Here is a 21,276-nt window from a genome sequence, read left to right as displayed (position 1 = left end):
GGGGCGACGCCGGCCGGTGCGGTTCCCAGCGGTGTGGAGCAGGTCCGCCGGGTTCCTACTGGTCCCCTTCTTCCCGCTTGCGGTCCGCCTCCGCCTGCTTTGCGCGTACCTCGTCGTCCAGGTCGCCGGCCCCGGCGGAGCCGTCGACGTGGTCGATCGTGGACGCCGAGCCGGCCGAAGAGCCGTTCACGGAGCCGCCGTCGAGCGGGTCCACCACCGTGAGGGTGGCGCTGCCGTTCATCGACGCCCGGTCCGCCACATCGGTGGCCTCGGACGGCTCGACCAGCCATTCCGGGTTGTTCTGCTTGTTCCACCACCTCCAGGCGGCGACCGCGGCGCCGCAGCACACGGCCACCAGCACCACGTCGCGAGCGGTCCGCCCGGCCTTCCTGCGGAACACCCGGCGCCGGACCAGCCGGTCGATGTCGGTGGCGGACACCTGGCCGCGCAGGGCCTGCAGGGCGGCCGCACCGCGCAGCACGACCTCGTCCTTGGCCGGCCCGGCCACGGAACGGGTCGCGGCGACCGCGGTACCGACCTTCGGGGCCGTGTACTCGGTGGCGGCCTTCGCGCCGTCCGCGGTGCGGCGGGCCGCGGTCTCCACGGCACTCGCGGCCTTGGGCGGCACCGCGGCCCACGCCTGGTCACGGGCCTGGCCGACCCGGGGGGCGAGCTTGGCCTCGTACTGCTGCCTGGCGACGGCTCCCGCCTGGCGCCCGTAGACGCCGGCCTGCCTGCCGTACTGCCTGCCGTAGACCACAGCGTTCTCCTTCGCCGTGGTCGCGTACGGTGCCGCCACCTCCGCGGCGTGCCGCACGCTGTCCTTCGTCACGTCGGCCGCGTGGCGCACGCTGTCGATGCGGGTCACAGGAACCTCCTCCTCGGTGGTTCGGTGGCGTACGGTTTTCGCCTGTCCACCCGGTTTGAAATCATGCCCGGCCGCCCGAAGTACGGCATGTGCGGCAAGCCATACGGGTCAGTCGGCCCGATTCCCGTGGTACCCGCCGCGGTGGCCCGGGCAGGGACGGCGATCGGGCCCACGGCACCGGACGGACCGTGCGAGGATTTGTCCCTGTCAGTGAAGATTCATGGAAGGTAGAACGTGGCCGAGCAGCTCTACGCCACCTTGCGGACCAACCACGGGGACATCGTGATCCGGCTGCTGCCGAACCACGCCCCGAAGACGGTCGCGAACTTCGTCGGGCTCGCCGAGGGCAGCCGGGAGTGGACCGATCCGCGGACCGGTGATCCGTCGCACGGGAAGCTCTACGACGGCACCGTCTTCCACCGCGTCCTGTCGGGCTTCATGATCCAGGGCGGCGACCCGCTGGGGGACGGGACCGGCGGCCCCGGCTACGAGTTCCCCGACGAGTTCCATCCCGACCTGGCCTTCGACCGGCCCTACCTGCTGGCGATGGCGAACGCGGGCCCGAACACCAACGGCTCGCAGTTCTTCGTCACCGTGGCGCCCACCACCTGGCTGACGCACAAGCACACCATCTTCGGCGAGGTCGCCGACGACGCCAGCCGGAAGGTGGTGGACGGCATCGTCGGCACCCCGACGAACCCGCACACCAACCGCCCGCTCAGCGACGTGGTCCTGGAGACGGTGCTGATCGAGCGGCGCACCTCCTGACGCCGATCCCGTAGTCTTCGGGGAACATCGCGCCCCGCCCGCACGTACTAGTGGGCGGGGCGTACGGGTGCACAGCCGGCGCAGGGCGCGGGCACAGGTGCGCGCGAGTTGTCGTCGGGTGTCGTCAGGGGAGTGGACTTCATGGACCAGCCGGTCTGCTGCTATCGGCACCCGGACCGGGAGACCGGTATCCGCTGCACGCGGTGCGAGCGGCCGATCTGCCCGGCGTGCATGGTCAGCGCGTCGGTCGGGTTCCAGTGCCCGGACTGCGTGGCCCAGGCCAACCAGTCCGCCCACCACACCTCCCAGCCCCGTACGGTCACCGGCGGCCGGGTGGGCACGGGCGACCCGTTCCTGATCACGAAGATCCTCATCGCGGTGAACGTCGCGCTGTGGCTGGTGGAACTGGCGGTCGGCGGGTCCGGCGCCGGCACGGTGTCGGAGAACTACGGGCTGTACGCGGTCTGCGGGCACGACATGTTCGGCCACCAGGTGTGCGGCGGCGCCGCCGACGGTCAGTGGTACCGGGTGATCACCTCGGCGTTCCTGCACGAGCGCACCAACCCGCTGCACATCGGCTTCAACATGCTGACGCTGTGGTGGATCGGCGCCCCGCTGGAGCAGCGGATCGGCCGGGCGCACTACCTCGCGCTGTACTTCGTCTCCGCGCTGGGGGCGAGCGCCGCGGTGCTGCTGCTCGCGCCGGACGCGCTCACCATCGGCGCCTCGGGGGCGATCTTCGGACTGTTCGGCGCGACCGCCGTCTACATGCGGCGGGCGCGCTACGACATGCGACCGATCCTGATCCTGCTCGGCCTGAACATCCTCTTCAGCTTCACCTGGAGCGGGGTGAGCTGGCAGGCGCACGTCGGCGGTCTGGTGGCCGGCACCCTGGTGGCCATAGGGATGCTCTACGCCCCGCGGGAGCGGCGGTCAGCGGTGCAGTGGGGGTCCACCGCGGCGGTGCTGCTGGCCTCGATCGCCGTCATCGGCGTGGCTGTGGCGCAAGTCACGTCCTGACCGTGGAGGACCGTCGAGCCGGCCCGTGTCCCTGGCGTTGATCAGACGTTATCCACAGCGGGACGGAAACTCCTGAGGCGGCTCACCGCGTTGTGCACAACTGGTGGGAAGCGCTGTGCGGAGGGTCACCGGACCCGGTTTGACCAGGTTTTCCCTGCAAGATCAACGAAAGACCGGTGGCCGCCGCAGCGACCACCGGTCGTACCGGCGTCAACTCCGTAGAGGTTATCCACAGATCTTCTGACCTTTTCCCCACTGTGGATAACCGTGTGGACAAGTGCGCGAGACCAACCCCGACGTGCTACTTCCACTGCGTGGAGACAACGAAGCCGCCGGCGATGAAGCCGAAGCCGACCACGATGTTCCAGTTGCCGAAGGCGTCCACCGGGAGGTCGCCCCGCGTCACGTAGAACAGGACGATCCAGGCCAGCCCGACGACGAAGAACGCCAGCATCAGCGGCGCGACCCAGCCGCGGTTGCCGAGCTTTATCGCGGTGGCCTTGGAGGGCGGCGGGGTGAAGTCCGCCTTCTTGCGAATCCGTGACTTCGGCACGAGGGATCTCCTGTCGATGCGCTGCGTAACCGCACGGGTCTGTGGGGTCAGCCTGGCGGGTGAGGGACGGTGGGAGGCGGTGCCGCTCCCGGGCGTCCGTTAGCGTAGTGCTTCCCTTGGGTTGTAAGGAGAAGGGTATTTGGTGACCGGAGCCGGTGGCACCTCCCCCGCCCCTACATCTCGCGCTGTATCCCGCACGGTAGCGCTGCGCGTGCTCAGTGCGGGAGTCTTCGCGCTGGCCGGACTGATCTTCTGGACCAGCTTCGACACCGCCAAGGGCGTCGACATCCGCAGCGACGACCCGCTGCCGAAGCTGTCGGACAACATCCGGGCGAAGAACGCGCAGAACGAGAAGCTGGACAAGTCGCTCGCGGACGTGCGCTCCGACGTGGACCGGCTGACCCGGCAGCGCGGCGGGCTCAGCCCCGCCGAGCGGGCCCGGATCGACGCCCTCGGCAAGGCGGCCGGCACCTCCCCGCTGACCGGACCGGCCCTCGAGGTCACGCTCGACGACGCCCCGCCGAACGCCACCCCGCTGGTGCCCGGCGTGCCCGACCCGCAGCCGAACGACCTGGTCATCCACCAGCAGGACCTGCAGGCCGTGGTCAACGCGCTGTGGCAGGGCGGCGCCCAGGGCATCCGCATCATGGACCAGCGGCTGATCGCGACCAGCGCGGTCCGCTGCGTCGGCAACACCCTCATCCTCCAGGGCCGGGTGTACTCCCCGCCCTACCGCATCACCGCGATCGGCGACCGGAGCCGGCTGCGGAAGGCGATCGACGCCAGCCCGGCGATCCGCAACTACCTCCAGTACGTGCAGGCGTACGGCCTCGGCTGGAAGGTGGCGGCGGCCGGCCGGACCACGCTGCCCGGCTACACCGGATCGGTGGACCTCCGCTATGCGAAGCCTGTGGACCAGCCGTGAACGGCCCCGCCGACCGGCCCGCACGGGCGCGCGCACAGGTCGATCCCATGCCGAAGCTTTGTCCCATGGACCCCCCTTGGTCGCCGATCTCCCTTTACCCTGTTGCGGGGACTCAGAAGGAAGGCACCGCATGTACGGCTGGATCTGGCGGCATCTGCCGGGCAACCTGTGGGTGAGGGCGTTGATCTCACTCCTGCTGGTCCTCGCGGTCGTCTACATCCTCTTCCAGTACGTGTTCCCGTGGGCGGAGCCGCTGCTGCCGTTCAACGACGTGACCGTCGACAACGGGATGACCGCAGTCCAGCACGGGGTGGCCGCACTCCGATGAGCGCACGCATTCTCGTGGTCGACAACTACGACTCCTTCGTCTTCAACCTGGTCCAGTACCTCTACCAACTCGGCGCCGAGTGCGAGGTGCTGCGCAACGACGAGGTGGAACTCGCGCACGCCGACGAGGGGTTCGACGGGGTGCTGCTCTCCCCCGGCCCCGGCACTCCCGAGGAGGCCGGGGTGTGCGTGGACATGGTCCGGCACTGCGCGGAAACCGGCGTACCGGTCTTCGGCGTCTGCCTTGGTGTGCAGTCCATGGCGGTGGCCTACGGCGGAGTGGTCGGCCGGGCGCCGGAACTGCTGCACGGCAAGACCTCGGCGGTGGTGCACGAGGGCTCCGGCGTCTTCGCGGGGCTGCCCTCGCCCTTCACCGCCACCCGGTACCACTCGCTCGCGGTCGAACGGGACACGCTGCCCGACGAGTTGCGGGTGACCGCCTGGACGGAGGACGGGATCATCATGGGGCTCCGGCACCGCGAGGCCGCCGTCGAGGGCGTGCAGTTCCACCCGGAGTCGGTGCTCACCGAGTGGGGACACCGCATGCTCGCCAACTGGCTCGCCGAGTGCGGCGAACCGGAGGCGGTGGAACGGTCGCACGGACTGGCCCCGGTGGTCGGGACGGGCGTACCCGTCGGGAAGGCCGGGAGGTGACCACGCTCCGGCCGGAGCGTGCCTCCGACGGCCCGATGTCCTACGAGGACACCGGGCAGTTCGAGGTTGCCGTCGGACAGCTCGCGGACCCGCTCAACGACCCGCTGCCCGGCCGCCCTCCGGTGGTCGAGGGTCCGCCGCAGCCGCTGGGTTCACCGGGGCCGCTGGGTTCGCCGCAGCACCAGGGCCCGCCGCAGTCGCAGCCGCAGGGGCCGCAAGGACCTCCGCAGTCACACGGCTCGCCCTGGTTCCGCGCGGAGGAGATGGCACGGCAGCCGCAGCCCGAGCCGATGGCGCCGCCGGCACAGCCGCCGCCGGCACAGCCGGCGCCGATCGGGGAACCGGCCGCTCCGGACCTGATGCCCGGCCCCGTTCGCTCACCCGCCCCCGCCCCCGCCCCGGCACCCGAACCCCTGTCCGTGCCGGAGCCGGACGAGACCGCGCAGATGCCCCTCCTCACCGACGCGGACGGGCCGGGCCCCACGGCCACCCTCGCGCCGGTGCCAGGATCACCCGGTGCCGGTCCGGCGGGAGCGGACGGTGGCCGCGCCGCCAGACGCAAGGCGGCCGCCCGCGGCGGCGGCCACCGGGCCCGGGGCCGTAACAGCCCCTCCACGGCCGCAGCGAACGCCGCTGCCGGCTCCGCCGCAGAGCACGCCGAGCAGCAGCCGGCCGTGCCGCTGAGCCGGGTGGAGGCCCGCAAGGCCGCCAAGGCCGCCAAGGACAGCCCCGCGGTGGTGATCAGCCGGATCGTCGGCGAGCTGTTCATCAGCCTCGGCGTCGTGATGCTGCTGTTCGTCACCTACCAGTTGTGGTGGACCAACGTCCGGGCGCACGCCCAGGCCAACAGCGCGTCGAACAACCTGGAGCACCAGTGGGACAGCGGCTCGGGTGATCCCAGCCGGGCGGCGGGCACCTTCTCCCCCGGCCAGGGCTTCGCGATCATGTACATCCCGAAGCTGGACGTCAAGGCCCCGATCGCCCAGGGCGTCAGCACCACCAAGGTGCTCAACAAGGGCATGATCGGCCACTACGACGGCGCTCCCGTGAACACCGCGATGCCGTGGGACAAGACCGGCAACTTCGCGGTCGCCGCCCACCGCAACACCCACGGCGAGCCCTTCCGCTACATCAACCACCTGGTCGCCGGCGACAAGGTCGTGGTCGAGACCTCCACCACGTACTACACCTACACCGTGACCAGTTCGCTGGCGACCACTCCGCCCAGCAACGTCAGCGTCCTCGAACCCGTACCGCCCGGGTCCGGCTTCACCAAGCCGGGCCGTTACATCACGCTCACCACGTGCACCCCCGAGTTCACCAGCACCAACCGGCTGATCGTCTGGGGCAAGCTCACCGAGGAGCGTGCGCGCAGCAAGGGCAAGCCCGACGCGCTCGTCAATGGCTGAGGGCGCGACAACAGAACGGAACAGCGTGACCACCGAGAACCGCACCGGGCGGGGCCGAGTCGCGGCCACCATCAGCGTCATCGGCGAGGTCCTCATCACCGTGGGGCTGGTCCTCGCGCTGTTCGTCGTCTACTCGCTGTGGTGGACGAACGTGATCGCCGACCGGCACGCGCGCAAGGCGGGCGACAAGGTCCGCAAGGACTGGGCCCAGGGCCCGTCCGGCGGCGGCAACAGCGCCCCGCGCGGCCTGGACACCAAGGACGGCATAGGTTTCCTGCACGTGCCGGCGATGGGCAAGCACTACGAGGTGCTGGTGAAGAAGGGCACCTCCACCGACGTGCTCAACGAGGGCGTGGCCGGCTACTACACCAAGCCCACGCCGTCCGCGATGCCCTGGGACAGCACCGGCAACTTCACCGTCGCCGCGCACCGCGACGGCCACGGCGCCAAGTTCCACAACATCGACAAGATCCACGACGGCGACCCGATCGTCTTCGAGTCCAAGGACACCTGGTACGTCTACAAGGTCTACAAGGTCCTCGACCAGACCTCGAAGTACAACGTCGCGGTGACCGACCAGGTCCCCAAGGAGTCCGGCAAGACCAAGCCGGGCCGCTACATCACGCTCACCACCTGCACGCCCGTCTACACCTCGCTCTACCGCTACGTGGTCTGGGGCCAGCTGGTGCGCACGCAGAAGGTCGACCCGCAGCGCACCCCGCCGGCAGAGCTGAAGTGACGCGGCGGTAGCCGGACACGACGCAGGGCCCGCAGGCGGGAAGCCTGCGGGCCCTGCGTCGTCGTTCGCCGTGCTTGCCTGCGCCGTTCTCAGTGGCCGCCGAAGCCGTTGCCTCCGCCCACCGCGGTGAGGGTCACCGGCTGCCCCTCCTGGAGCTGGGTGCCCGCCCCCGGGTCGACCTGGAAGACCTTGGCGTTGTCGTCGGCCTGGTTGCCCGTCATGTCGACCGCGGTGATCTGCAGGTTCAGGTTCAGCGCCTGGAGTTCCTGCTTGGCCTGACCGACGGTCTTGCCCGCCAGGTCGCCCGGCATGGTCGCCGGCGGCTGCTGGCTCTGCTGCGGCCCCGAGGAGACGGTCAGCACGATCGCGGTGTCCAGCGACTGCTCGCCCGCGTTCGGATCGGGTGTCTGGCTGATGACGCTGCCCTGGGGCGTCTCGTCGGACGGCTGGTCGGTGCCCCGGGTGATGTTCGTGAAGCCCTGCGCCTTGAGCGCGCTGACCGCCTGGTCGTAGGTGTCGCCCTTGACGTTGGTCGGGGTGACCTTCTTCGGCTGCACCGCGACGGTCAGGGTGATCGTCGAGCCCTTGGCGACCTTGGTGCCGCCCTTCGGGTTCTGGCTCAGGACGGTGCCGGCGTCCACGGTGGTGGACGTCTGGGTCTTCTGCTCGACCTGGAAGCCCTGCTTGGTCAGCTCGGTGTTCGCGTCGTCGAACTTGTCGTTGGTCACATCCGGCACCGCGATCGGTGCGGAGCCCTTCGACAGGTTGACGGTGACCGTCTTGTCCGACGGGATCTCGGAGTCGGCCTTCGGGTCCTGCTGGCAGACCAGGTTCTTGTCGACGTTCGGGCAGAAGACCGCCGGGCCCTTGACCAGCTTGATGCCGACGTTGTCCGCCTTGGCCTGCGCGTCGGTCATCGAGATGTTGGTGAAGTCCGGCACCGTGCCGCCGTTCTGGGCGTGCCCGCCGAACAGCGACTTGCCGAGGAAGATCGCGCCGATCAGCACCAGCACCGCGGCCACGACCAGCAGCACCGTGGAGGTGTTGCTGGACTTCTTCTGGCGCCGCCGGTCCGGGCGGTCCTCGTACCCGTAGCCGCCGTCGTCGTCGCGGGCCGGCGGCAGCATCGAGGTCTGCGGGTCGGTCTGCGGCGGCATCGCGGTGGTGGCCGCCGTGTCGCCGTACTGGTGCGGGTAGCCGTAGCCGGCCGCGCCCATCATGGCGGTGGCGCCGACCGGCTGGCCGTCCAGCGCCGCCTCCACGTCGGCCCGCATCTCGTCGGCCGACTGGTAGCGGTAGTCCGGGTCCTTGGTCAGCGCCTTCAGCACGATGGCGTCCATCGCCGGGGTGACCTCGGGGTCGTACACCGACGGCGGCTGCGGCTCCTCGCGCACGTGCTGGTACGCCACCGCGACCGGCGAGTCGCCGACGAACGGCGGCCGGACGGTCAGCAACTCGTACAGCAGGCAACCCGTCGAGTACAGGTCGGAGCGCGCGTCGACCTGCTCGCCCTTGGCCTGCTCGGGCGAGAGGTACTGCGCGGTGCCGATCACCGCGGCGGTCTGGGTCATGGTCATGCCGGACTCGCCCATCGCGCGGGCGATGCCGAAGTCCATGACCTTGACCTGGCCGGTGCGGGTCAGCATCACGTTCGCGGGCTTGATGTCGCGGTGCACGATGCCGGCCCGGTGGCTGTACTCCAGGGCCTGCAGGATGCCGACGGTCATTTCCAGCGAGCGCTCCGGCAGCAGCTTGCGCCCGGAGTGCAGCAGCTCGCGCAGGGTGGAGCCGTCGACGTACTCCATCACGATGTACGGGATGGAGACCCCGTCGACGTAGTCCTCACCGGTGTCGTACACGGCGACGATCGAGGGATGGTTCAGAGAAGCGGCCGACTGGGCCTCACGGCGGAACCGGGCCTGGAAGGACGGATCACGGGCGAGGTCCACCCGTAGCGTCTTCACGGCAACGGTACGGCCGAGGCGCGTGTCGTGGGCGAGGTACACCTCGGCCATGCCACCGCGGCCGAGCACCGAGCCCAGCTCGTACCGGCCGCCGAGGCGACGCGGCTCTTCCATAGCTCTGCCCTCTCCTCAATCCCGCTGTCCCAAGCTCAACCCGACATGTGAACCTGTGCCCTACGCCTGCTCGGAGATACGCTACCGGGCGCGCGGCGCGCACATTCGGCTCAGCGGTCCGCTGATATCCGACCGGTATCTGGCTGCGACCCAATCCGGACGTGACGTGTCTCTCACTTGTTGAGCACCGCTTCCATGACGTCCTTGGCGATCGGAGCGGCGAAGCCGCCACCGGAGACGTCGTCGTGGTTGGCGGCGGCGTCCTCGACCACGACCGCCACGGCGACCGGCGATCCCTGGTCGGTCATCGCGTAGGAGACGAACCAGGCGTACGGCGTGCCCTGGTTGTTGATGCCGTGCTGCGCGGTACCGGTCTTGCCGCCCACCTTGACGCCGGGGATCTTGGCGTTGGTGCCGGTACCCGAGTCGACGACGGTCTCCATCATGGACTGGAGCTTCTGCGCGTTCTCCGCCGACAGCGGCTGGCTCATCTGCTTGGGGCTGGTCTGCGCGATGGTGCTCAGGTTCGGCGCGACCAGCTTGTCGACCTCGTACGGCTGCATCAGCTTGCCGTTGTTCGCGATCGCGGAGGCGACCATCGCCATCTGCAGCGGGGTGGCCGTGGTGTCGAACTGGCCGATCGAGGACTGCGCGACGTGGTCGGGGCTCATCTCGGTGTCGAAGTTGCTGGCGTCCGCGCGGACCGGGACGAACTGCTCCTTGTTGAAGCCGAACTGCTGGGCCTCGTCGACCATGTCCTTGAGCCCCACCTCGGCGCCGAGCTTGCCGAAGACGCTGTTGCACGAGTACCTCAGCGCCTTGCGCAGGGACGCGTTCTTGCAGGGGATGTTGCCCTCGTTCGGCAGCGGGGTGGTGGTGCCCGGCAGGATGTACGGGTCCGGGGAGTTCGTGTCCTTGTCGATGTCGCTGACCTTGCCGTTCTGCAGCGCCGCGGCCGCGGTGACCAGCTTGAACGTCGAGCCGGGCGGGTAGGTCTGGCGCAGCGCCCGGTTCAGCGTCGGGTCGTTCGGGTCGTTCTTCTTTGCGACCGCGTTCCAGTTCTTCTCGTCGGTCAGCGAGTTGCCCGCGAAGGAGCCGGGGTCGTACGACGGGGTGCTGGCCATCGCGAGGATCGCGCCGGTGCGCGGGTCGAGCGCCACCACGGCGCCCTTCTTCTTGCCGAGCCCGTTGTACGCGGCGGCCTGCGCCTTGGCGTTCAGCGTGGTCACCACGTTGCCGCCCTGCTTCTGCTTGCCGGTGAGCAGGTCGACGGTGCGGTTGAAGAAGAGCCGGTCGTCGTCGCCGGTGAGGAACTTGTCCTCCACGCCCTCCAGCATGGTGGTGCTGTACGCCTGCGAGGCGTACCCGGTCACCGGCGCCCACATCGGGCCGTCGGTGAAGGTCTGCTTGTACTTGAAGTCGCTGCCGGTGGTCGTGGTGTGCCCGGTGATGGCCTTGCCGTCCACGATGATGTCGCCGCGCGGCTGGGCGAACTGGTTGATCGCCACCCGCCGGTTGTGCGGGTCGCTGGAGAGCTGGCCGGCCTGGACGTACTGCACGTAGTTCACGCGCGCGAGCAGGGCGAGGACGAGGAGGCCGCAGAAGACCGCGACCCGTCGCAGGGGCTTGTTCACTGGCTGCGCACCACCTGGGTCGCTTCGGCATCGGGAGAGGGGGCTGGGCTCGGCGCCGGGCGCCGGGCGGTGTCGCTGATTCTCAGCAGCAGCGCGACCAGCGCCCAGTTGGCGATCACCGAGGAGCCGCCCTGGGCGAGGAACGGCATGGTCATACCGGTCAGCGGGATGAGCCCGGTGACGCCGCCGGCGACCACGAAGACCTGGAGCGCGAAGCCGCCGGACAGGCCGACCGCGAGCAGCTTGCCGAACGGGTCGCGGGCGGCCAGCGCGGTGCGCAGGCCGCGCTCGATCAGCAGCCCGTACAGCAGCAGGATGGCCATCACGCCGGCCAGGCCCAGTTCCTCGCCGACGGTGGCGAGGATGTAGTCGCTCTTCGGGGCGATGCCGCCGATCAGCCGGCTGTAGCCCTCGCCGAGGCCGGAGCCGAACAGACCGCCGGAGCCGAAGGCGTAACGGGACTGGGCGGTCTCGGTGACGCCGCCGTTCTGGAGGGCGAGCGGGTGCAGCCACTCCTGGACGCGGACCTTGACGTGCGCCTCGGTGGAGCCGACCACGACGGCGCCGCCCGCGCTGAGCAGCAGGCCGAAGACGATCCAGCTGGTCCGCTCGGTGGCCACGTAGAGCATGATCACGAAGAGGCCGAAGAAGAGCAGCGAGGTGCCCAGGTCGGTCTCGAAGACCAGGATCATCAGGCTGAGCGCCCAGATCACCAGGATCGGGCCGAGGTCGCGGCCGCGCGGCAGGTACAGGCCCATGAAGCGGCGGGAGGCGAGCGCGAGGGCGTCGCGCTTGACCATCAGGTAGCCGGCGAAGAAGACCGCGATCACGATCTTGGCGAACTCGCCCGGCTGGAGCGAGCCGACACCGGGGATGGTGATCCAGATCCGGGCGCCGTAGACCGCCGGGAAGAAGATCGGCGCGATCAGCAGGGCGAGCGCGACGATCATCGAGATGTAGGTGTACCGCTGCAGGATGCGGTGGTCCTTGAGGAAGACCAGGACGATGGCGAAGAGCGCCACTCCCAGCGCCGACCACATCAGCTGCTTGGGGGCCATCGGGCCGCCGAGTTGGGCGGTGGTGATGGAGGGTTCCTGGTCCAGCCGCCAGATGAGTACCAGGCCGAGGCCGTTGAGGAGGGTCGCGATCGGCAGCATCAGCGGGTCGGCGTAGGGCGCGAACTTCCGCACGAGCAGGTGCGCTATGCCCGCGATGCAGCCCAGGCCGAGGCCGTACTCCGCCAGGCTCGCGGGCACCGAGCCGTGCTTGGCGAGCCCGGCGTCGGCGTAGGCGAAGACGGGGATCGCCACTGCGAAGAGCAGCATGGCCAGTTCGGTGTTGCGGCGGTTGGGCGCGCCGATCGACGTGATCGTCGTGGTGTTGCTGGCGCTCATGACGAGCCGAACCTTCCTGCTGCTTTCCGTACCGGCACTACTGCTGGTCCGTGCTGCACTGCCCGGCCAGCTTCTTCTCGTCGGGCGTCAGCGTCGGACCGGGAGCGGGGGTCGGGGTGGTGGTGACCTTCTTCCCGCCCTGCTGCTTGCCTTCGGAGTTGCCGGCGGCACCGCCGGAGCCGACCGAGTTCTCCGCGTTCTTCGCGGCGTTCTTCGCCTTGTCGGCCACGCTCTGGGCGTCGGCGACCTTCTTGCACACCCCCGCCTGCTGGGCGAGTTCGTCGGCCTTGTCGTTCGCCTGCCCGAGGCTGCTGGTGGCGATGGTGTCCTGCACCTGCTTGCGCTGGTACGACGGCAGGTACTTCAGCGGGATGTCCGCGCGGTCGTGGTGCACCTTGGACAGGCTGAGCCCGACGAGCTTCTGGTCGATGCCCTGGTAGACCGCGACGTGGTCGCCCTTGGCGCCCACGTAGTACTGGGTCTGGGTCCAGGAGTACGCCGCGTACAGGCCGCCGGCCACCACGGCCAGCACCACCAGGGTGATCAGGCTGCGCTTGGGCCACTTGCGCGCGGCGGGCTTGTCGAGGTCGGCCTCGTCGTAGCCGCCGAAGGCGCCGAGCGGGGCGCCGGGCACCGGGTCGCCGCTGCCGGGCGGCCCGAACGCGCCGGACGGGCCGGCCTGGTGCGGGGTGCGGCCCAGCTCGGAGGCGCGGCCGGCCGGGGTGTCCAGGTGCCGCGGGTCGTTGGGCTGCGACTGGTGTTCGGCGACCGCGCCGACCACCACCGGGGTGTCGTTGAGCTGTGCGGCCTGGGTGTCGCCGTCGTCGGTGTCCAGCACGTCCGCGACGATGCAGGTGATGTTGTCGGGGCCGCCGCCGCGCAGGGCGAGCTGGATCAGCTCCTGCACGGTCTCGTGCGGGGCCTGGTAGCCGCCGAGGGTGTCCTCCATCGTCTGATGGCTGACCACCCCGGACAGGCCGTCCGAGCAGATCAGGTAGCGGTCGCCGACCCGCACCTCGCGGATGGACAGGTCGGGTTCGACCCGCTCGCCGCTGCCGAGCGCGCGCATCAGCAGCGAGCGCTGCGGGTGGGTGGTGGCCTCTTCCTCGGTGATCCGGCCCTCGTCCACCAGCCGCTGCACCCAGGTGTGGTCCTGGGTGATCTGGGTGAGGACGCCGTCCCGCAGCAGGTACGCGCGGGAGTCGCCGACATGCACCAGGCCGAGCCGCTGCCCGGTCCACAGCAGGGCGGTGAGCGTGGTGCCCATGCCCTCCAGTTGCGGGTCCTCCTCGACCATGTGCAGCAACTGGTCGTTGGCCCGCTGCACGGCGGTGCCGAGGGAGGTGAGGATGTCCGAGCCGGGGATGTCGTCGTCGAGCGTGACGATGGAGGAGATCACCTCGGAGGAGGCGACCTCGCCGGCGGCCTGGCCGCCCATGCCGTCGGCGATCGCGAGCAGACGGGGGCCGGCGTAGCCGGAGTCCTCGTTCCCCTCGCGGATCATGCCCTTGTGTGAACCGGCGGCGAAACGCAGGCTCAATGACATGCGTACCTCCCCCGTCGGTTCCGGGTACATCCGCACGCTGCCCACCCTCTCGCTCGCGCGTCGTGGCTTCGCTGCCCCATTGTGCGACTACTTCCGCAGCTCGATGACGGTCTTGCCGATGCGGATCGGCGCGCCCAGCGGGACCGGGGTGGGCGTGGTCAACCGGTTACGGTCCAGATAGGTGCCGTTGGTGGAACCCAGGTCCTCGACGATCCACTGGCCGTCGGTGTCCGGGTAGATCCTGGCATGCCTGCTGGACGCGTAGTCGTCATCGAGCACAATCGTCGAGTCATGCGCTCGGCCCAGGGTGATGGTCTGGCCCTGGAGTGCCACTGTGGTGCCGGCCAGCGAACCCTCGGCGACCACCAGTTTGGTGGGGGCGCCGCGTCGCTGGCGGTTGTTCTGCGGCTGCTGGCGGGGCTGCTGCACCTGCTGCTGGCGCTGCTGCGGCGGGCGGGACCGGTCGTCGGCCCGGCGCGCGCCGCGCTGGGTCACCCGGGTCCCGAACAGGTCGCTCCGGATGACCTGGACCGCGACGATGACGAACAGCCACAGCACGGCGAGGAAACCCAACCGCATGACCGTCAGGGTCAGCTCTGACATTGCCCCCGCTTCACCCTTCGGCTTGCCTGTACACGATGGTGGTGCTCCCCACGACAATGCGGGAGCCGTCGCGGAGCGTAGCGCGCTGGGTGTGCTGTCCGTCCACCACGATGCCGTTTGTCGACCCGAGGTCCTGTACGACGGAGGGGGTGCCGACCCGGATTTCGCAGTGCTTGCGCGATACGCCCGGGTCGTCCACGCGCACGTCGGCCTCGGTGGAACGGCCGAGCACGAGGGTGGCGCGGGAGATCTGGTGGCGGGTGCCGTTGATCTCCACCCAGCGCCGGGTGGCGGCCGCGGGGGAGCCGGCCGGTACGCCGGTGCCGGGCAGCCGGGTCACCGGGGCGGCGCCGCCCGGCGGCGGCGCGGCGGGCATCGGCGGCGGGCCGGCCGGGCGCTGCGGCGGGCCGTGCCGGTCGGGGGCGGGCCGGGCCGGCCGCGGCTGCTGCGGCGGGTACGGCTGCGGGGCGGGCGGCTGCTGGTACGACGGCTGCGGCCGGCCGGCGGGCGGCTGGTGGCCCTGCGGCGCCTGCGCGTGCTGGGACTCGCTGGACGCCAGGGTGCGGCTGCGCACCCGGTACAGCCCGGTGTCCAGGTCGTCGGCCCGCTCCAGGTGCACCTTGATGGTGCCCATGAACGTGTAGCGCTGCTGCTTGGCGTAGTCCTTGACCATCCCGGCGAGCTCGTCGCCGAGTTGGACCGCGTACGGGCTCAGCCGTTCGTAGTCGGGGGCGCTCAGTTCGACGATGAAGTCGTTGGGCACCACGGTGCGGTCGCGGTTCCAGATCGTCGCGTTGTTGTCGCACTCACGCTGCAGCGCGCCCGCGATCTCCACGGGCTGCACCTCGCTCTTGAAGACCTTGGCGAAGGTGCCGTTCACCATGCCCTCAAGTCGCTGCTCGAAACGCTTCAGCACACCCACCGGGCACCTCCCTCCTCCGGATCGTCCGTCGGCTCGTTTCCGATACTGCTTACTGATCGTATCCACGCGTGGGAAAAACCGGCGGTTCCCCGATCTTGCTCGGGTGGTCAGTGTCAACCCTCACACCGTGCCGCGCCTGCCGTCCTCCTACCCACTGCGATGGTAGATGGGGCGGCTGTACGCGGTCCGGGGTTCCGGCCGTACCCACCAGTGTCCCCAGTGTCCCGCACCGGCGGGCTCCACCACACCGCCTTCCCTCCGGGCGTGTGCCACCACCGGGCGCCCCGAAACGGATGTGATTGCACCGCACGCGCCGTGCTAATCTTCTGCATGTCGGACGGGGCTCCCGCACCACCAAGACCTACAGGTCCAGGGCAGTGTGAGAATCCCAACGACAACACCCATGCGCGGGTGGCGGAATAGGCAGACGCGCTGGATTCAGGTTCCAGTGCCCGAAAGGGCGTGGGGGTTCAACTCCCCCCTCGCGCACACAGACGAGACGGTCGGCATCGTGGTCACGATGCCGACCGTCTCGCGTTGTGCCGGGGCGATCCGCCGCTGCGGCCCGCTGCCGTCACCGGCTCCGGGTGAGCGTGATCACAGTCGCGGGCCGGGCCCGCGCCGGGGCGGACCGGGGAGCGCGGTCACGAGTCGCCGGACAGGCCCGCCCAGACCGCGGCCTCGTCCGGGGTGAGCGGGACCTGCGGGCACAGGCGCTCCGGGTGCCCAGCGGGAGGGGCGAGCAACGGGCCCTTCGCCGGCGGCGCGGCGGCGGCCAGCGAGTCGAGCTGCACCGGCAGCAGCCGGACCGCCGCGTCGACGGCGCCGGCCCGTACGAAGAGGTCGCGCAGCCGGCGCGCCACCCACGGGTTGGGCACGTGGTCGCTCCACCAGTGCACGATCCGCCGGGCGCCGCCGTCGGCGCCGGAGCCCGGTCGGCGCGGCGCGCCAGGTCTCGCGTTGACAGCCGCGGAGAGCGTGGAACACTATTAGATAGCTTGCTATGTAAATGGCGATCTGCCTACGACTCGGCCGCGACCCTCGATCGACGGCTGAGCCGACTTCGGGGGAAGAAGGAACCATGAAGGACCCTGTCCGAACCGAGGGCACCGGCACCCGCCAGCGCGGGCACATCTCGGTCCTGACCGCGTGCGGGGACCCGCTGAACCGGGCCGGGCTCGCCGCCGCCCTGGACCGCGAGGACGGCATCCGCGTGGTGGGCTGCGCACCGCACCCGCACCAGTTGGCCCGCCACGTCCGGCGCGGGGTGCCGGACGTGGTGGTGCTGCCCGACGACGCCGACCTGGTGCCGCGGCGCACGCGCCGGCCGGCTGCCCGGTGATGCCGCACATCATCGCGGTCGCGATGTCCGGCGACGCCGAGCGGCACCGCGAGCAGGCCCGGCCGGCCGAGCACGCCCGTGTCTGCGGCGTCACCGTCAACCTCGCCGAGCCGGCCACCCTCGCGCCGGCCGTCCGGCTGCTCGGGTCGGGCTACCAGGTGGCCGAGGCGTGGCCCGCGGCCGGCCGGCCCACCCCCGGTGCCGCGATCCGGCTGCGCCAGGCGTTCAACCGGCTGACCTGGCGCGAGATCGAGGTGGTGCACCTGATGGCACGCGGCTGGACCAACGCCGAGATCGCCGACGTCCTGATGCTCAGCGGGGCCACGGTCAAGACCCACGTGCACAACGTGATCGGCAAGCTCGCCCTGAGCAATCGCATCGACGTGATCACCATGGCCTATGCCAGCGGATTCGTCCGCCCGGTCTTCTTCCCCGGAGCGGCCGGCACCTCCTACGCCCTGGTCGGCAGGCCGGCCTGACCCCGTATCCGGCCTGAGCCCGTACCCGACACGGCCCCGCAACCCAGAAGGAGTCACGATGTCAGACACAGCCACCGCCAGGCCGACGGTGTCCCCGTTCCTGAAGTTCGGCAACCGGATGATGGAGGTCTTCCACGCCATCGGACTGCCGGTCGGCCCGATGCACCTGCTGCGGGTCAAGGGCCGGAAGTCGGGGCGGGAGTTCACCAACCCCGTCGCACCCGTGAAGGTCGGCGGCGAGCAGTACATCCTCCAGGCGTTCCCGCAGTCCGACTGGGTGAAGAACGTCCGCGCCGCGGGTGAGGGGACGCTGGTGCGCGGACGCCGGGCGCGGCACGTCGAACTCGTCGAGGTGCCCGAGCCGGAGCGCGCGGCGATCGTCCGGGAGTTCCCCACCCAGGTGCCGATGGGCGCCGGGATCTTCGTGAAGAACGGGGTCGTGGCCGACAAGAGCCCGGAGAGCTTCGCGCGCGCGGCCCCGCAGATCCCGGTCTTCCGGGTCGTCCCGGTGCGCTGAACCGGGACCGGCCGCACCGGGACCCGGCTGGACCGGGACCCGGCTGGACCGGGACCCGGCTGGACCGGGACCCGGCTGGACCGGGACCCGGCCGCACCGGGGAGCCGGCCGCCGCGCGCGGTCGCGCCGCCGTCAGGCGAGGTACGCCCCGACGATGGCGGCGGCGAAGCCGACCAGCGCGATGGCGGTGCGGCTCCGGTTGGACCGTGCCCATCCGCACCGTGTCGCCGGCCTGGTCCAGCAGCAGGGAGTTGAGCTCCGAGCGGCGCAGCGCCACCGCGGGGGCGCCTATCCGCCGGGACTCCGGTGCGACCGCCCAGCGGGCCAGGGTGCGGCCGCGCGCGGAGCGGAACTCGTGGAAGAGGATCTCCGAGCTGACCTTGGCGACCGGCTAGGCCAGCCCCACTTGCCGCAACGCCACGAAGGCGTTGTGCCACAGCATGAACCCGCCGCCGGTCAGCAGCCGGTTCGGCTCGGTCCTGCGCTCCAGGACGGTCACCTCGACACCGGCCCGGCGCAGGCCGATCGCGGTGGTCAGGGCGCCGATCCCGGCTCCGACCACGACGGCTTTCTTGATGGGCATGGGTACTCCCCAGGTGTGGGCGGCCCGCGCGGGCCGGTCGGCTGCTCCGGTCACGGCGTCAGGGGGTGCCGTCCGAGGGAGCGCTCCGCAGTTCGGTGGCGTTCGACTCGGCCCAGATGTCGGAGACGAGCCCGCTGTCCTCCGGGGACACTCACGACAGCCCCCTGGTTGCCCGATCCTCAATTGCTTAATTGGAAGGGTCAACCGCTCCCACCGGGCCGTATGCCTGCGGGTATAAGTTTCCTGGTGGTGGCCGACGAGCGGAGGTAAGAGCGTGGCGAGGCAGTCGAAGGCGCCGGGCGAACCGTCGCCGTCCGAGGCCGGCCCGGTGTGGCTGCGCCAGAGCATCGCCCCCAAGCTGAGGCTGGTCGCCAAGGAGAGCCGCACCTTCTTCGAGGAGGAGCTGAGCCGGTCCGGGGCCACCTTCGCCACGTGGACGACGCTCGCCACCCTCAAGTTGGAGGGCCCGATGATCCAGCGGGCGCTGGCGAAGTTCCTCAGCATCGAGGGGCCGACCCTCTCCCGGCACCTGGAGGCGATGGAGCGGCGCGGCCTGGTCGCCAGGAACCGTGAGGGCAGCGACCGCAGGGCGGCCACCGTGGCGTTGACGCCCGAGGGCGAGCAGATGTGCACGGCGATCGAGGCGGTCGCCCTCAAGAGCCAGGAGCAGATGCTGGCGGGCCTGAGCGGCGACGACATTCAGCTGCTCGGCACACTGCTGGACCGCATCCTGGCCAACGTGACCTCGCGCTGACCGGGCCGGCCCGGCCGGGGAGGTCCGTGGCCACCGCTCGGTCCCCGGTCGCCGTTCAGTCCGTGGCCGCGGAGCGCAGCAGCCGCAGCGCGCTGGAGGGGCAGAGGTCCACGGCCTCGCGGAGGCGTCCTCGTGCGCGGGGCCGGGCTGCTCGTCCAGCACCACCGCGACGCCCTCCTCGTCCTGGTCGAAGACCTCCGGCGCCGCCAGCACGCACTGCCCCGCCCCCACGCAGTGTTCGGCGCGCAGTTCGATCCGGAGCCGCGGCACCTCGGTGCCGGCCTGGTCCTGCTGCGCGGTCATGAGCGGCCTCCCCAGGTGACGGGCACTTCGTTGACGCCCTGCACCAGGTTCTGGCTGGACTCCTGGAAGAAGAGGTGGTCGGCATAGGGCACGCCGAGCACCTCGCAGATCACCCGGGAGGGCACCGGAAGCGAGAACGCGGGGACCAGCCGCCCGGCGGTTGGTAGGGGCAGGTTCTGTCCTGCGGGAAGGGCGCTGCCTCCCGCGCCGTGGGCGTGGTCGCGGTCTCGCTCATGCAATCCCCTTGGACGGTGTCGGGTCATCGGACGGTTCGGGCGGTGGGACGCGGTGGTGCGCGGGCTCGGGCGGTGTGCGCAGCCGGTGCCGGAGCCGCCGTTCCAGCGGGTGCTCGACGAAGCGGTAGAAGAAGGCCGAGACAGCCACGGTGATCGCCAGGGCGAGGACCGCGTAGCCGGTGTACGACGCCTTGGGCGCCAGCGGGTCGGTGAAGAAGTCGGCCACCTGGCGCCCGGGGTTGGCCGCCAGGGCGAGCGGCAGCAGCACGGTGAACTGGAAGAGGTAGAAGGCGTACGACCACTGGCCCAGCCGGACCAGCGGCCGGCCGCGCAGGAAGGACGGGCCGCCGGACAGGTCCTGCTGGGCCAGGGCGGCGACGAGCAGCGCGAAGAAAAGCACGAAGCCGGAGAGCACGAAGAAGAGGGAGACGCCCGACTCGCCGAGCGAGAACAGGCCGCGGGCGTGCGGCAGCGGCATCAGGATGCCGACGTGGGAGAGGAAGACGCCCAGCGTGGCGAACCAGCGGATGCCGGTCAGCGAGTCCAGGCGGGCTCCCCGGATCGTGGCCTCGCGGGCCTCGGCGCTGGACTCCAGGACCGGCGTGCGCTTCATACGACCCCTGCCTCACGGGTGCGGGCGGTGCGGCTGCGCCCGGGCGGCGCGGGGCCCATCTCAGCGAAGACCGATGAAGCGAGTGTCAAGCGGGTGAAAAGGCCGCCGGCCCGGTGGCCGCGGGCGGCGCGGCGGGGGCCGGTGCGGAACGCGGCCGGAGGCGGAGCCCTGTCGGATGCATCGGTGGCACCAGGGCGGGAACCCGTGCAGGGTGGTGTCCGTTGGACGGATTGGGCAAAGCAATCGTCAAGCGGCGCGGCCCGCGCCGAACCGAGCAGGGAGATCCAGCATGGGTGTCAGCCTCTCCAAGGGCGGCAATGTCTCGCTGACGAAGGAGGCCCCCGGACTCACGGCGGTCACCGTCGGCCTGGGGTGGGACGTAAGGACCACCACCGGCAGCGACTTCGACCTCGACGCGAGTGCGCTGCTGCTCGACGCCTCCGGCAAGGTCGTGTCGGACAAGCACTTCGTCTTCTTCAACAACCTCAAGAGCCCGGACGGCTCCGTCGAGCACACCGGCGACAACCTCACCGGTGAGGGCGAGGGCGACGACGAGTCGATCAAGGTCAATCTCGCCACCGTTCCGGCCGAGGTGGACAAGGTCGTCTTCCCGGTCTCGATCTACGAGGGCGAGACCCGGCAGCAGAGCTTCGGCCAGGTGCGCAACGCGTTCATCCGCGTGGTGAACCAGGCGGGCGGCGCGGAGATCGCCCGCTACGACCTCACCGAGGACGCCTCCACCGAGACCGCGATGGTCTTCGGTGAGCTGTACCGGAACGGTGCGGAGTGGAAGTTCCGCGCGGTGGGCCAGGGGTACGCCTCGGGCCTGCGCGGCATCGCCCAGGACTTCGGCGTCAACCTCTGACGAGGCTGGTGCCGAGGGACTGACGGGTTCCCGGCGGGGCCTTCACGAGGTCCCACCGGCCACCGCTCCAGCGGTCCGGCAGAAGCAGATCGCGGGGTCGCCGTCTCACCGCCGTGAGATGTCGTCCGACGACCGGCAGGCGTG

At 70.6% G+C, this 21,276-nt stretch carries 25 protein-coding genes, 1 tRNA gene and 1 pseudogene; 14 read left to right on the top strand and 13 right to left on the bottom strand.

The features are described 5' to 3' along the window. Nucleotides 1-55: 55 nt before the first annotated feature. Nucleotides 56-868: a DUF5324 family protein gene (locus AB0399_RS36400; protein ID WP_329366960.1), complete on the bottom strand. Its 813-nt coding sequence runs from the start codon at nucleotides 866-868 to the stop codon at nucleotides 56-58. 234 nt (nucleotides 869-1,102) lie between these two features. Between AB0399_RS36400 and AB0399_RS36395 the strand changes: the two genes are divergently transcribed. Then, nucleotides 1,103-1,636 carry a peptidylprolyl isomerase gene (locus tag AB0399_RS36395; RefSeq protein ID WP_328466684.1) on the top strand — a complete coding sequence of 178 codons (534 nt, stop codon included), beginning with the start codon at nucleotides 1,103-1,105 and terminating at the stop codon, nucleotides 1,634-1,636. Nucleotides 1,637-1,777: 141 nt separating this feature from the next. Next, nucleotides 1,778-2,656, top strand: a complete 879-nt coding sequence (locus AB0399_RS36390; protein ID WP_366414210.1) for a rhomboid family intramembrane serine protease — start codon at nucleotides 1,778-1,780, stop codon at nucleotides 2,654-2,656. A gap of 301 nt (nucleotides 2,657-2,957) precedes the next feature. Here the strand turns inward: AB0399_RS36390 and crgA are convergent, their stop codons facing one another. Further along, complete coding sequence (gene crgA / locus AB0399_RS36385; protein WP_329366956.1) at nucleotides 2,958-3,209, bottom strand: cell division protein CrgA; 252 nt, start codon at nucleotides 3,207-3,209, stop codon at nucleotides 2,958-2,960. A gap of 205 nt (nucleotides 3,210-3,414) precedes the next feature. Here crgA and AB0399_RS36380 point away from each other — a divergent pair, with 205 nt between their 5' ends. From AB0399_RS36380 to AB0399_RS36360, 5 genes are all read left to right on the top strand, one after another. Next, nucleotides 3,415-4,134, top strand: coding sequence for a DUF881 domain-containing protein (locus AB0399_RS36380; RefSeq protein ID WP_329374129.1), 720 nt, complete (start codon nucleotides 3,415-3,417; stop codon nucleotides 4,132-4,134). A gap of 130 nt (nucleotides 4,135-4,264) precedes the next feature. Further along, the gene (locus tag AB0399_RS36375) at nucleotides 4,265-4,462 is read left to right on the top strand and encodes a hypothetical protein (RefSeq protein ID WP_366414209.1); all 198 of its coding nucleotides are present in this window, start codon (nucleotides 4,265-4,267) and stop codon (nucleotides 4,460-4,462) included. Further along, a complete protein-coding gene (locus tag AB0399_RS36370) occupies nucleotides 4,459-5,115 on the top strand; it encodes an aminodeoxychorismate/anthranilate synthase component II (protein ID WP_329366955.1) in 657 nt (218 codons plus the stop codon). The genes AB0399_RS36375 and AB0399_RS36370 overlap by 4 nt, the downstream gene beginning before the upstream one ends. Continuing rightward, nucleotides 5,112-6,524 carry a class E sortase gene (locus AB0399_RS36365; protein ID WP_366414208.1) on the top strand — a complete coding sequence of 471 codons (1,413 nt, stop codon included), beginning with the start codon at nucleotides 5,112-5,114 and terminating at the stop codon, nucleotides 6,522-6,524. Before AB0399_RS36370 ends, AB0399_RS36365 begins: the two co-directional genes overlap by 4 nt. Beyond that, nucleotides 6,517-7,263 carry a class E sortase gene (locus AB0399_RS36360; RefSeq protein WP_366414207.1) on the top strand — a complete coding sequence of 249 codons (747 nt, stop codon included), beginning with the start codon at nucleotides 6,517-6,519 and terminating at the stop codon, nucleotides 7,261-7,263. The genes AB0399_RS36365 and AB0399_RS36360 overlap by 8 nt, the downstream gene beginning before the upstream one ends. 89 nt (nucleotides 7,264-7,352) lie before the next feature. On the opposite strand, the gene pknB is transcribed toward AB0399_RS36360, so the two are convergent. The 6 genes from pknB to AB0399_RS36330 all read right to left on the bottom strand — a co-directional run bounded on the left by pknB (nucleotide 7,353) and on the right by AB0399_RS36330 (nucleotide 15,440). Further along, on the bottom strand, nucleotides 7,353-9,341 hold the full coding sequence (gene pknB, locus AB0399_RS36355; protein ID WP_329366949.1) for a Stk1 family PASTA domain-containing Ser/Thr kinase: 1,989 nt from the start codon (nucleotides 9,339-9,341) through the stop codon (nucleotides 7,353-7,355). 173 nt (nucleotides 9,342-9,514) lie between these two features. Further along, nucleotides 9,515-10,975: a penicillin-binding protein 2 gene (locus AB0399_RS36350; protein ID WP_329366947.1), complete on the bottom strand. Its 1,461-nt coding sequence runs from the start codon at nucleotides 10,973-10,975 to the stop codon at nucleotides 9,515-9,517. Beyond that, nucleotides 10,972-12,369 carry an FtsW/RodA/SpoVE family cell cycle protein gene (locus AB0399_RS36345; protein ID WP_328466699.1) on the bottom strand — a complete coding sequence of 466 codons (1,398 nt, stop codon included), beginning with the start codon at nucleotides 12,367-12,369 and terminating at the stop codon, nucleotides 10,972-10,974. Before AB0399_RS36345 ends, AB0399_RS36350 begins: the two co-directional genes overlap by 4 nt. 37 nt (nucleotides 12,370-12,406) lie before the next feature. Next, nucleotides 12,407-13,945, bottom strand: a complete 1,539-nt coding sequence (locus AB0399_RS36340; RefSeq protein WP_329374127.1) for a Stp1/IreP family PP2C-type Ser/Thr phosphatase — start codon at nucleotides 13,943-13,945, stop codon at nucleotides 12,407-12,409. A gap of 57 nt (nucleotides 13,946-14,002) precedes the next feature. Next, complete coding sequence (locus tag AB0399_RS36335; protein WP_328466701.1) at nucleotides 14,003-14,518, bottom strand: FHA domain-containing protein; 516 nt, start codon at nucleotides 14,516-14,518, stop codon at nucleotides 14,003-14,005. Between the two features lie 10 nt (nucleotides 14,519-14,528). Beyond that, nucleotides 14,529-15,440 (bottom strand): DUF3662 and FHA domain-containing protein, encoded by a 912-nt coding sequence (locus AB0399_RS36330; RefSeq protein ID WP_329366943.1) that lies wholly within the window; start codon nucleotides 15,438-15,440, stop codon nucleotides 14,529-14,531. Nucleotides 15,441-15,845: 405 nt separating this feature from the next. Here AB0399_RS36330 and AB0399_RS36325 point away from each other — a divergent pair. Then, nucleotides 15,846-15,929: transfer RNA gene (locus AB0399_RS36325), tRNA-Leu, on the top strand. A 155-nt stretch (nucleotides 15,930-16,084) separates the two neighbouring features. Here AB0399_RS36325 and AB0399_RS36320 read toward each other — a convergent pair. Next, nucleotides 16,085-16,318 (bottom strand): DUF6059 family protein, encoded by a 234-nt coding sequence (locus tag AB0399_RS36320; RefSeq protein ID WP_366414206.1) that lies wholly within the window; start codon nucleotides 16,316-16,318, stop codon nucleotides 16,085-16,087. A gap of 203 nt (nucleotides 16,319-16,521) precedes the next feature. On the opposite strand from AB0399_RS36320, the gene AB0399_RS36315 reads away from it, so the two are divergent. The 4 genes from AB0399_RS36315 to AB0399_RS36300 all read left to right on the top strand — a co-directional run bounded on the left by AB0399_RS36315 (nucleotide 16,522) and on the right by AB0399_RS36300 (nucleotide 18,173). After that, complete coding sequence (locus tag AB0399_RS36315; RefSeq protein WP_366414205.1) at nucleotides 16,522-16,782, top strand: hypothetical protein; 261 nt, start codon at nucleotides 16,522-16,524, stop codon at nucleotides 16,780-16,782. Beyond that, entirely contained in the window at nucleotides 16,782-17,261 is a 480-nt protein-coding gene (locus AB0399_RS36310) for a LuxR C-terminal-related transcriptional regulator (protein WP_366414204.1), read from the top strand. Before AB0399_RS36315 ends, AB0399_RS36310 begins: the two co-directional genes overlap by 1 nt. Before the next feature lie 58 nt (nucleotides 17,262-17,319). Then, the gene (locus AB0399_RS36305) at nucleotides 17,320-17,778 is read left to right on the top strand and encodes a nitroreductase/quinone reductase family protein (protein WP_366414203.1); all 459 of its coding nucleotides are present in this window, start codon (nucleotides 17,320-17,322) and stop codon (nucleotides 17,776-17,778) included. Nucleotides 17,779-17,984: 206 nt separating this feature from the next. Beyond that, entirely contained in the window at nucleotides 17,985-18,173 is a 189-nt protein-coding gene (locus AB0399_RS36300; protein WP_366414202.1) for a hypothetical protein, read from the top strand. Here the strand turns inward: AB0399_RS36300 and AB0399_RS36295 are convergent. After that, nucleotides 18,170-18,361, bottom strand: a complete 192-nt coding sequence (locus tag AB0399_RS36295; protein ID WP_366414201.1) for an FAD-dependent oxidoreductase — start codon at nucleotides 18,359-18,361, stop codon at nucleotides 18,170-18,172. The genes AB0399_RS36300 and AB0399_RS36295 overlap by 4 nt on opposite strands. A 274-nt stretch (nucleotides 18,362-18,635) precedes the next feature. Here AB0399_RS36295 and AB0399_RS36290 point away from each other — a divergent pair, with 274 nt between their 5' ends. Beyond that, nucleotides 18,636-19,115 carry a MarR family winged helix-turn-helix transcriptional regulator gene (locus AB0399_RS36290; protein ID WP_366414200.1) on the top strand — a complete coding sequence of 160 codons (480 nt, stop codon included), beginning with the start codon at nucleotides 18,636-18,638 and terminating at the stop codon, nucleotides 19,113-19,115. Nucleotides 19,116-19,292: 177 nt separating this feature from the next. Here AB0399_RS36290 and AB0399_RS36285 read toward each other — a convergent pair. From AB0399_RS36285 to AB0399_RS36275, 3 genes and pseudogenes are all read right to left on the bottom strand, one after another. Then, nucleotides 19,293-19,418 (bottom strand): annotated as a pseudogene (locus tag AB0399_RS36285) (hypothetical protein); the annotation flags it as partial. Continuing rightward, nucleotides 19,415-19,657 (bottom strand): hypothetical protein, encoded by a 243-nt coding sequence (locus AB0399_RS36280; RefSeq protein ID WP_366414211.1) that lies wholly within the window; start codon nucleotides 19,655-19,657, stop codon nucleotides 19,415-19,417. The pseudogene AB0399_RS36285 and the gene AB0399_RS36280, both read right to left, overlap by 4 nt. Continuing rightward, on the bottom strand, nucleotides 19,650-20,267 hold the full coding sequence (locus AB0399_RS36275; protein ID WP_366414199.1) for a hypothetical protein: 618 nt from the start codon (nucleotides 20,265-20,267) through the stop codon (nucleotides 19,650-19,652). Before AB0399_RS36275 ends, AB0399_RS36280 begins: the two co-directional genes overlap by 8 nt. A 289-nt stretch (nucleotides 20,268-20,556) precedes the next feature. Between AB0399_RS36275 and AB0399_RS36270 the strand changes: the two genes are divergently transcribed. Continuing rightward, a complete protein-coding gene (locus tag AB0399_RS36270; protein WP_329366930.1) occupies nucleotides 20,557-21,132 on the top strand; it encodes a TerD family protein in 576 nt (191 codons plus the stop codon). Nucleotides 21,133-21,276 lie beyond the last annotated feature (144 nt).

Origin of the sequence: Streptomyces sp. NPDC088194, assembly GCF_040702025.1 — a bacterium.
Lineage (GTDB): Bacteria > Actinomycetota > Actinomycetes > Streptomycetales > Streptomycetaceae > Actinacidiphila.
This window is presented reverse-complemented; position numbering and strand designations above follow the sequence as displayed.

Bases quoted from the DNA above. Each gene is read 5' to 3' on its own strand.
- AB0399_RS36390 (WP_366414210.1), top strand. From the start codon at position 1,778: ATGGACCAGCCGGTCTGCTGCTATCGGCACCCGGACCGGGAGACCGGT.
- AB0399_RS36375 (WP_366414209.1), top strand. From the start codon at position 4,265: ATGTACGGCTGGATCTGGCGGCATCTGCCGGGCAACCTGTGGGTGAGG.
- AB0399_RS36370 (WP_329366955.1), top strand. From the start codon at position 4,459: ATGAGCGCACGCATTCTCGTGGTCGACAACTACGACTCCTTCGTCTTC.
- AB0399_RS36360 (WP_366414207.1), top strand. From the start codon at position 6,517: ATGGCTGAGGGCGCGACAACAGAACGGAACAGCGTGACCACCGAGAAC.
- pknB (WP_329366949.1), bottom strand. From the start codon at position 9,341: ATGGAAGAGCCGCGTCGCCTCGGCGGCCGGTACGAGCTGGGCTCGGTG.
- AB0399_RS36345 (WP_328466699.1), bottom strand. From the start codon at position 12,369: ATGAGCGCCAGCAACACCACGACGATCACGTCGATCGGCGCGCCCAAC.
- AB0399_RS36340 (WP_329374127.1), bottom strand. From the start codon at position 13,945: ATGTACCCGGAACCGACGGGGGAGGTACGCATGTCATTGAGCCTGCGT.
- AB0399_RS36335 (WP_328466701.1), bottom strand. From the start codon at position 14,518: ATGTCAGAGCTGACCCTGACGGTCATGCGGTTGGGTTTCCTCGCCGTG.
- AB0399_RS36315 (WP_366414205.1), top strand. From the start codon at position 16,522: ATGAAGGACCCTGTCCGAACCGAGGGCACCGGCACCCGCCAGCGCGGG.
- AB0399_RS36310 (WP_366414204.1), top strand. From the start codon at position 16,782: ATGCCGCACATCATCGCGGTCGCGATGTCCGGCGACGCCGAGCGGCAC.
- AB0399_RS36305 (WP_366414203.1), top strand. From the start codon at position 17,320: ATGTCAGACACAGCCACCGCCAGGCCGACGGTGTCCCCGTTCCTGAAG.
- AB0399_RS36295 (WP_366414201.1), bottom strand. From the start codon at position 18,361: ATGCCCATCAAGAAAGCCGTCGTGGTCGGAGCCGGGATCGGCGCCCTG.
- AB0399_RS36275 (WP_366414199.1), bottom strand. From the start codon at position 20,267: ATGAAGCGCACGCCGGTCCTGGAGTCCAGCGCCGAGGCCCGCGAGGCC.
- AB0399_RS36270 (WP_329366930.1), top strand. From the start codon at position 20,557: ATGGGTGTCAGCCTCTCCAAGGGCGGCAATGTCTCGCTGACGAAGGAG.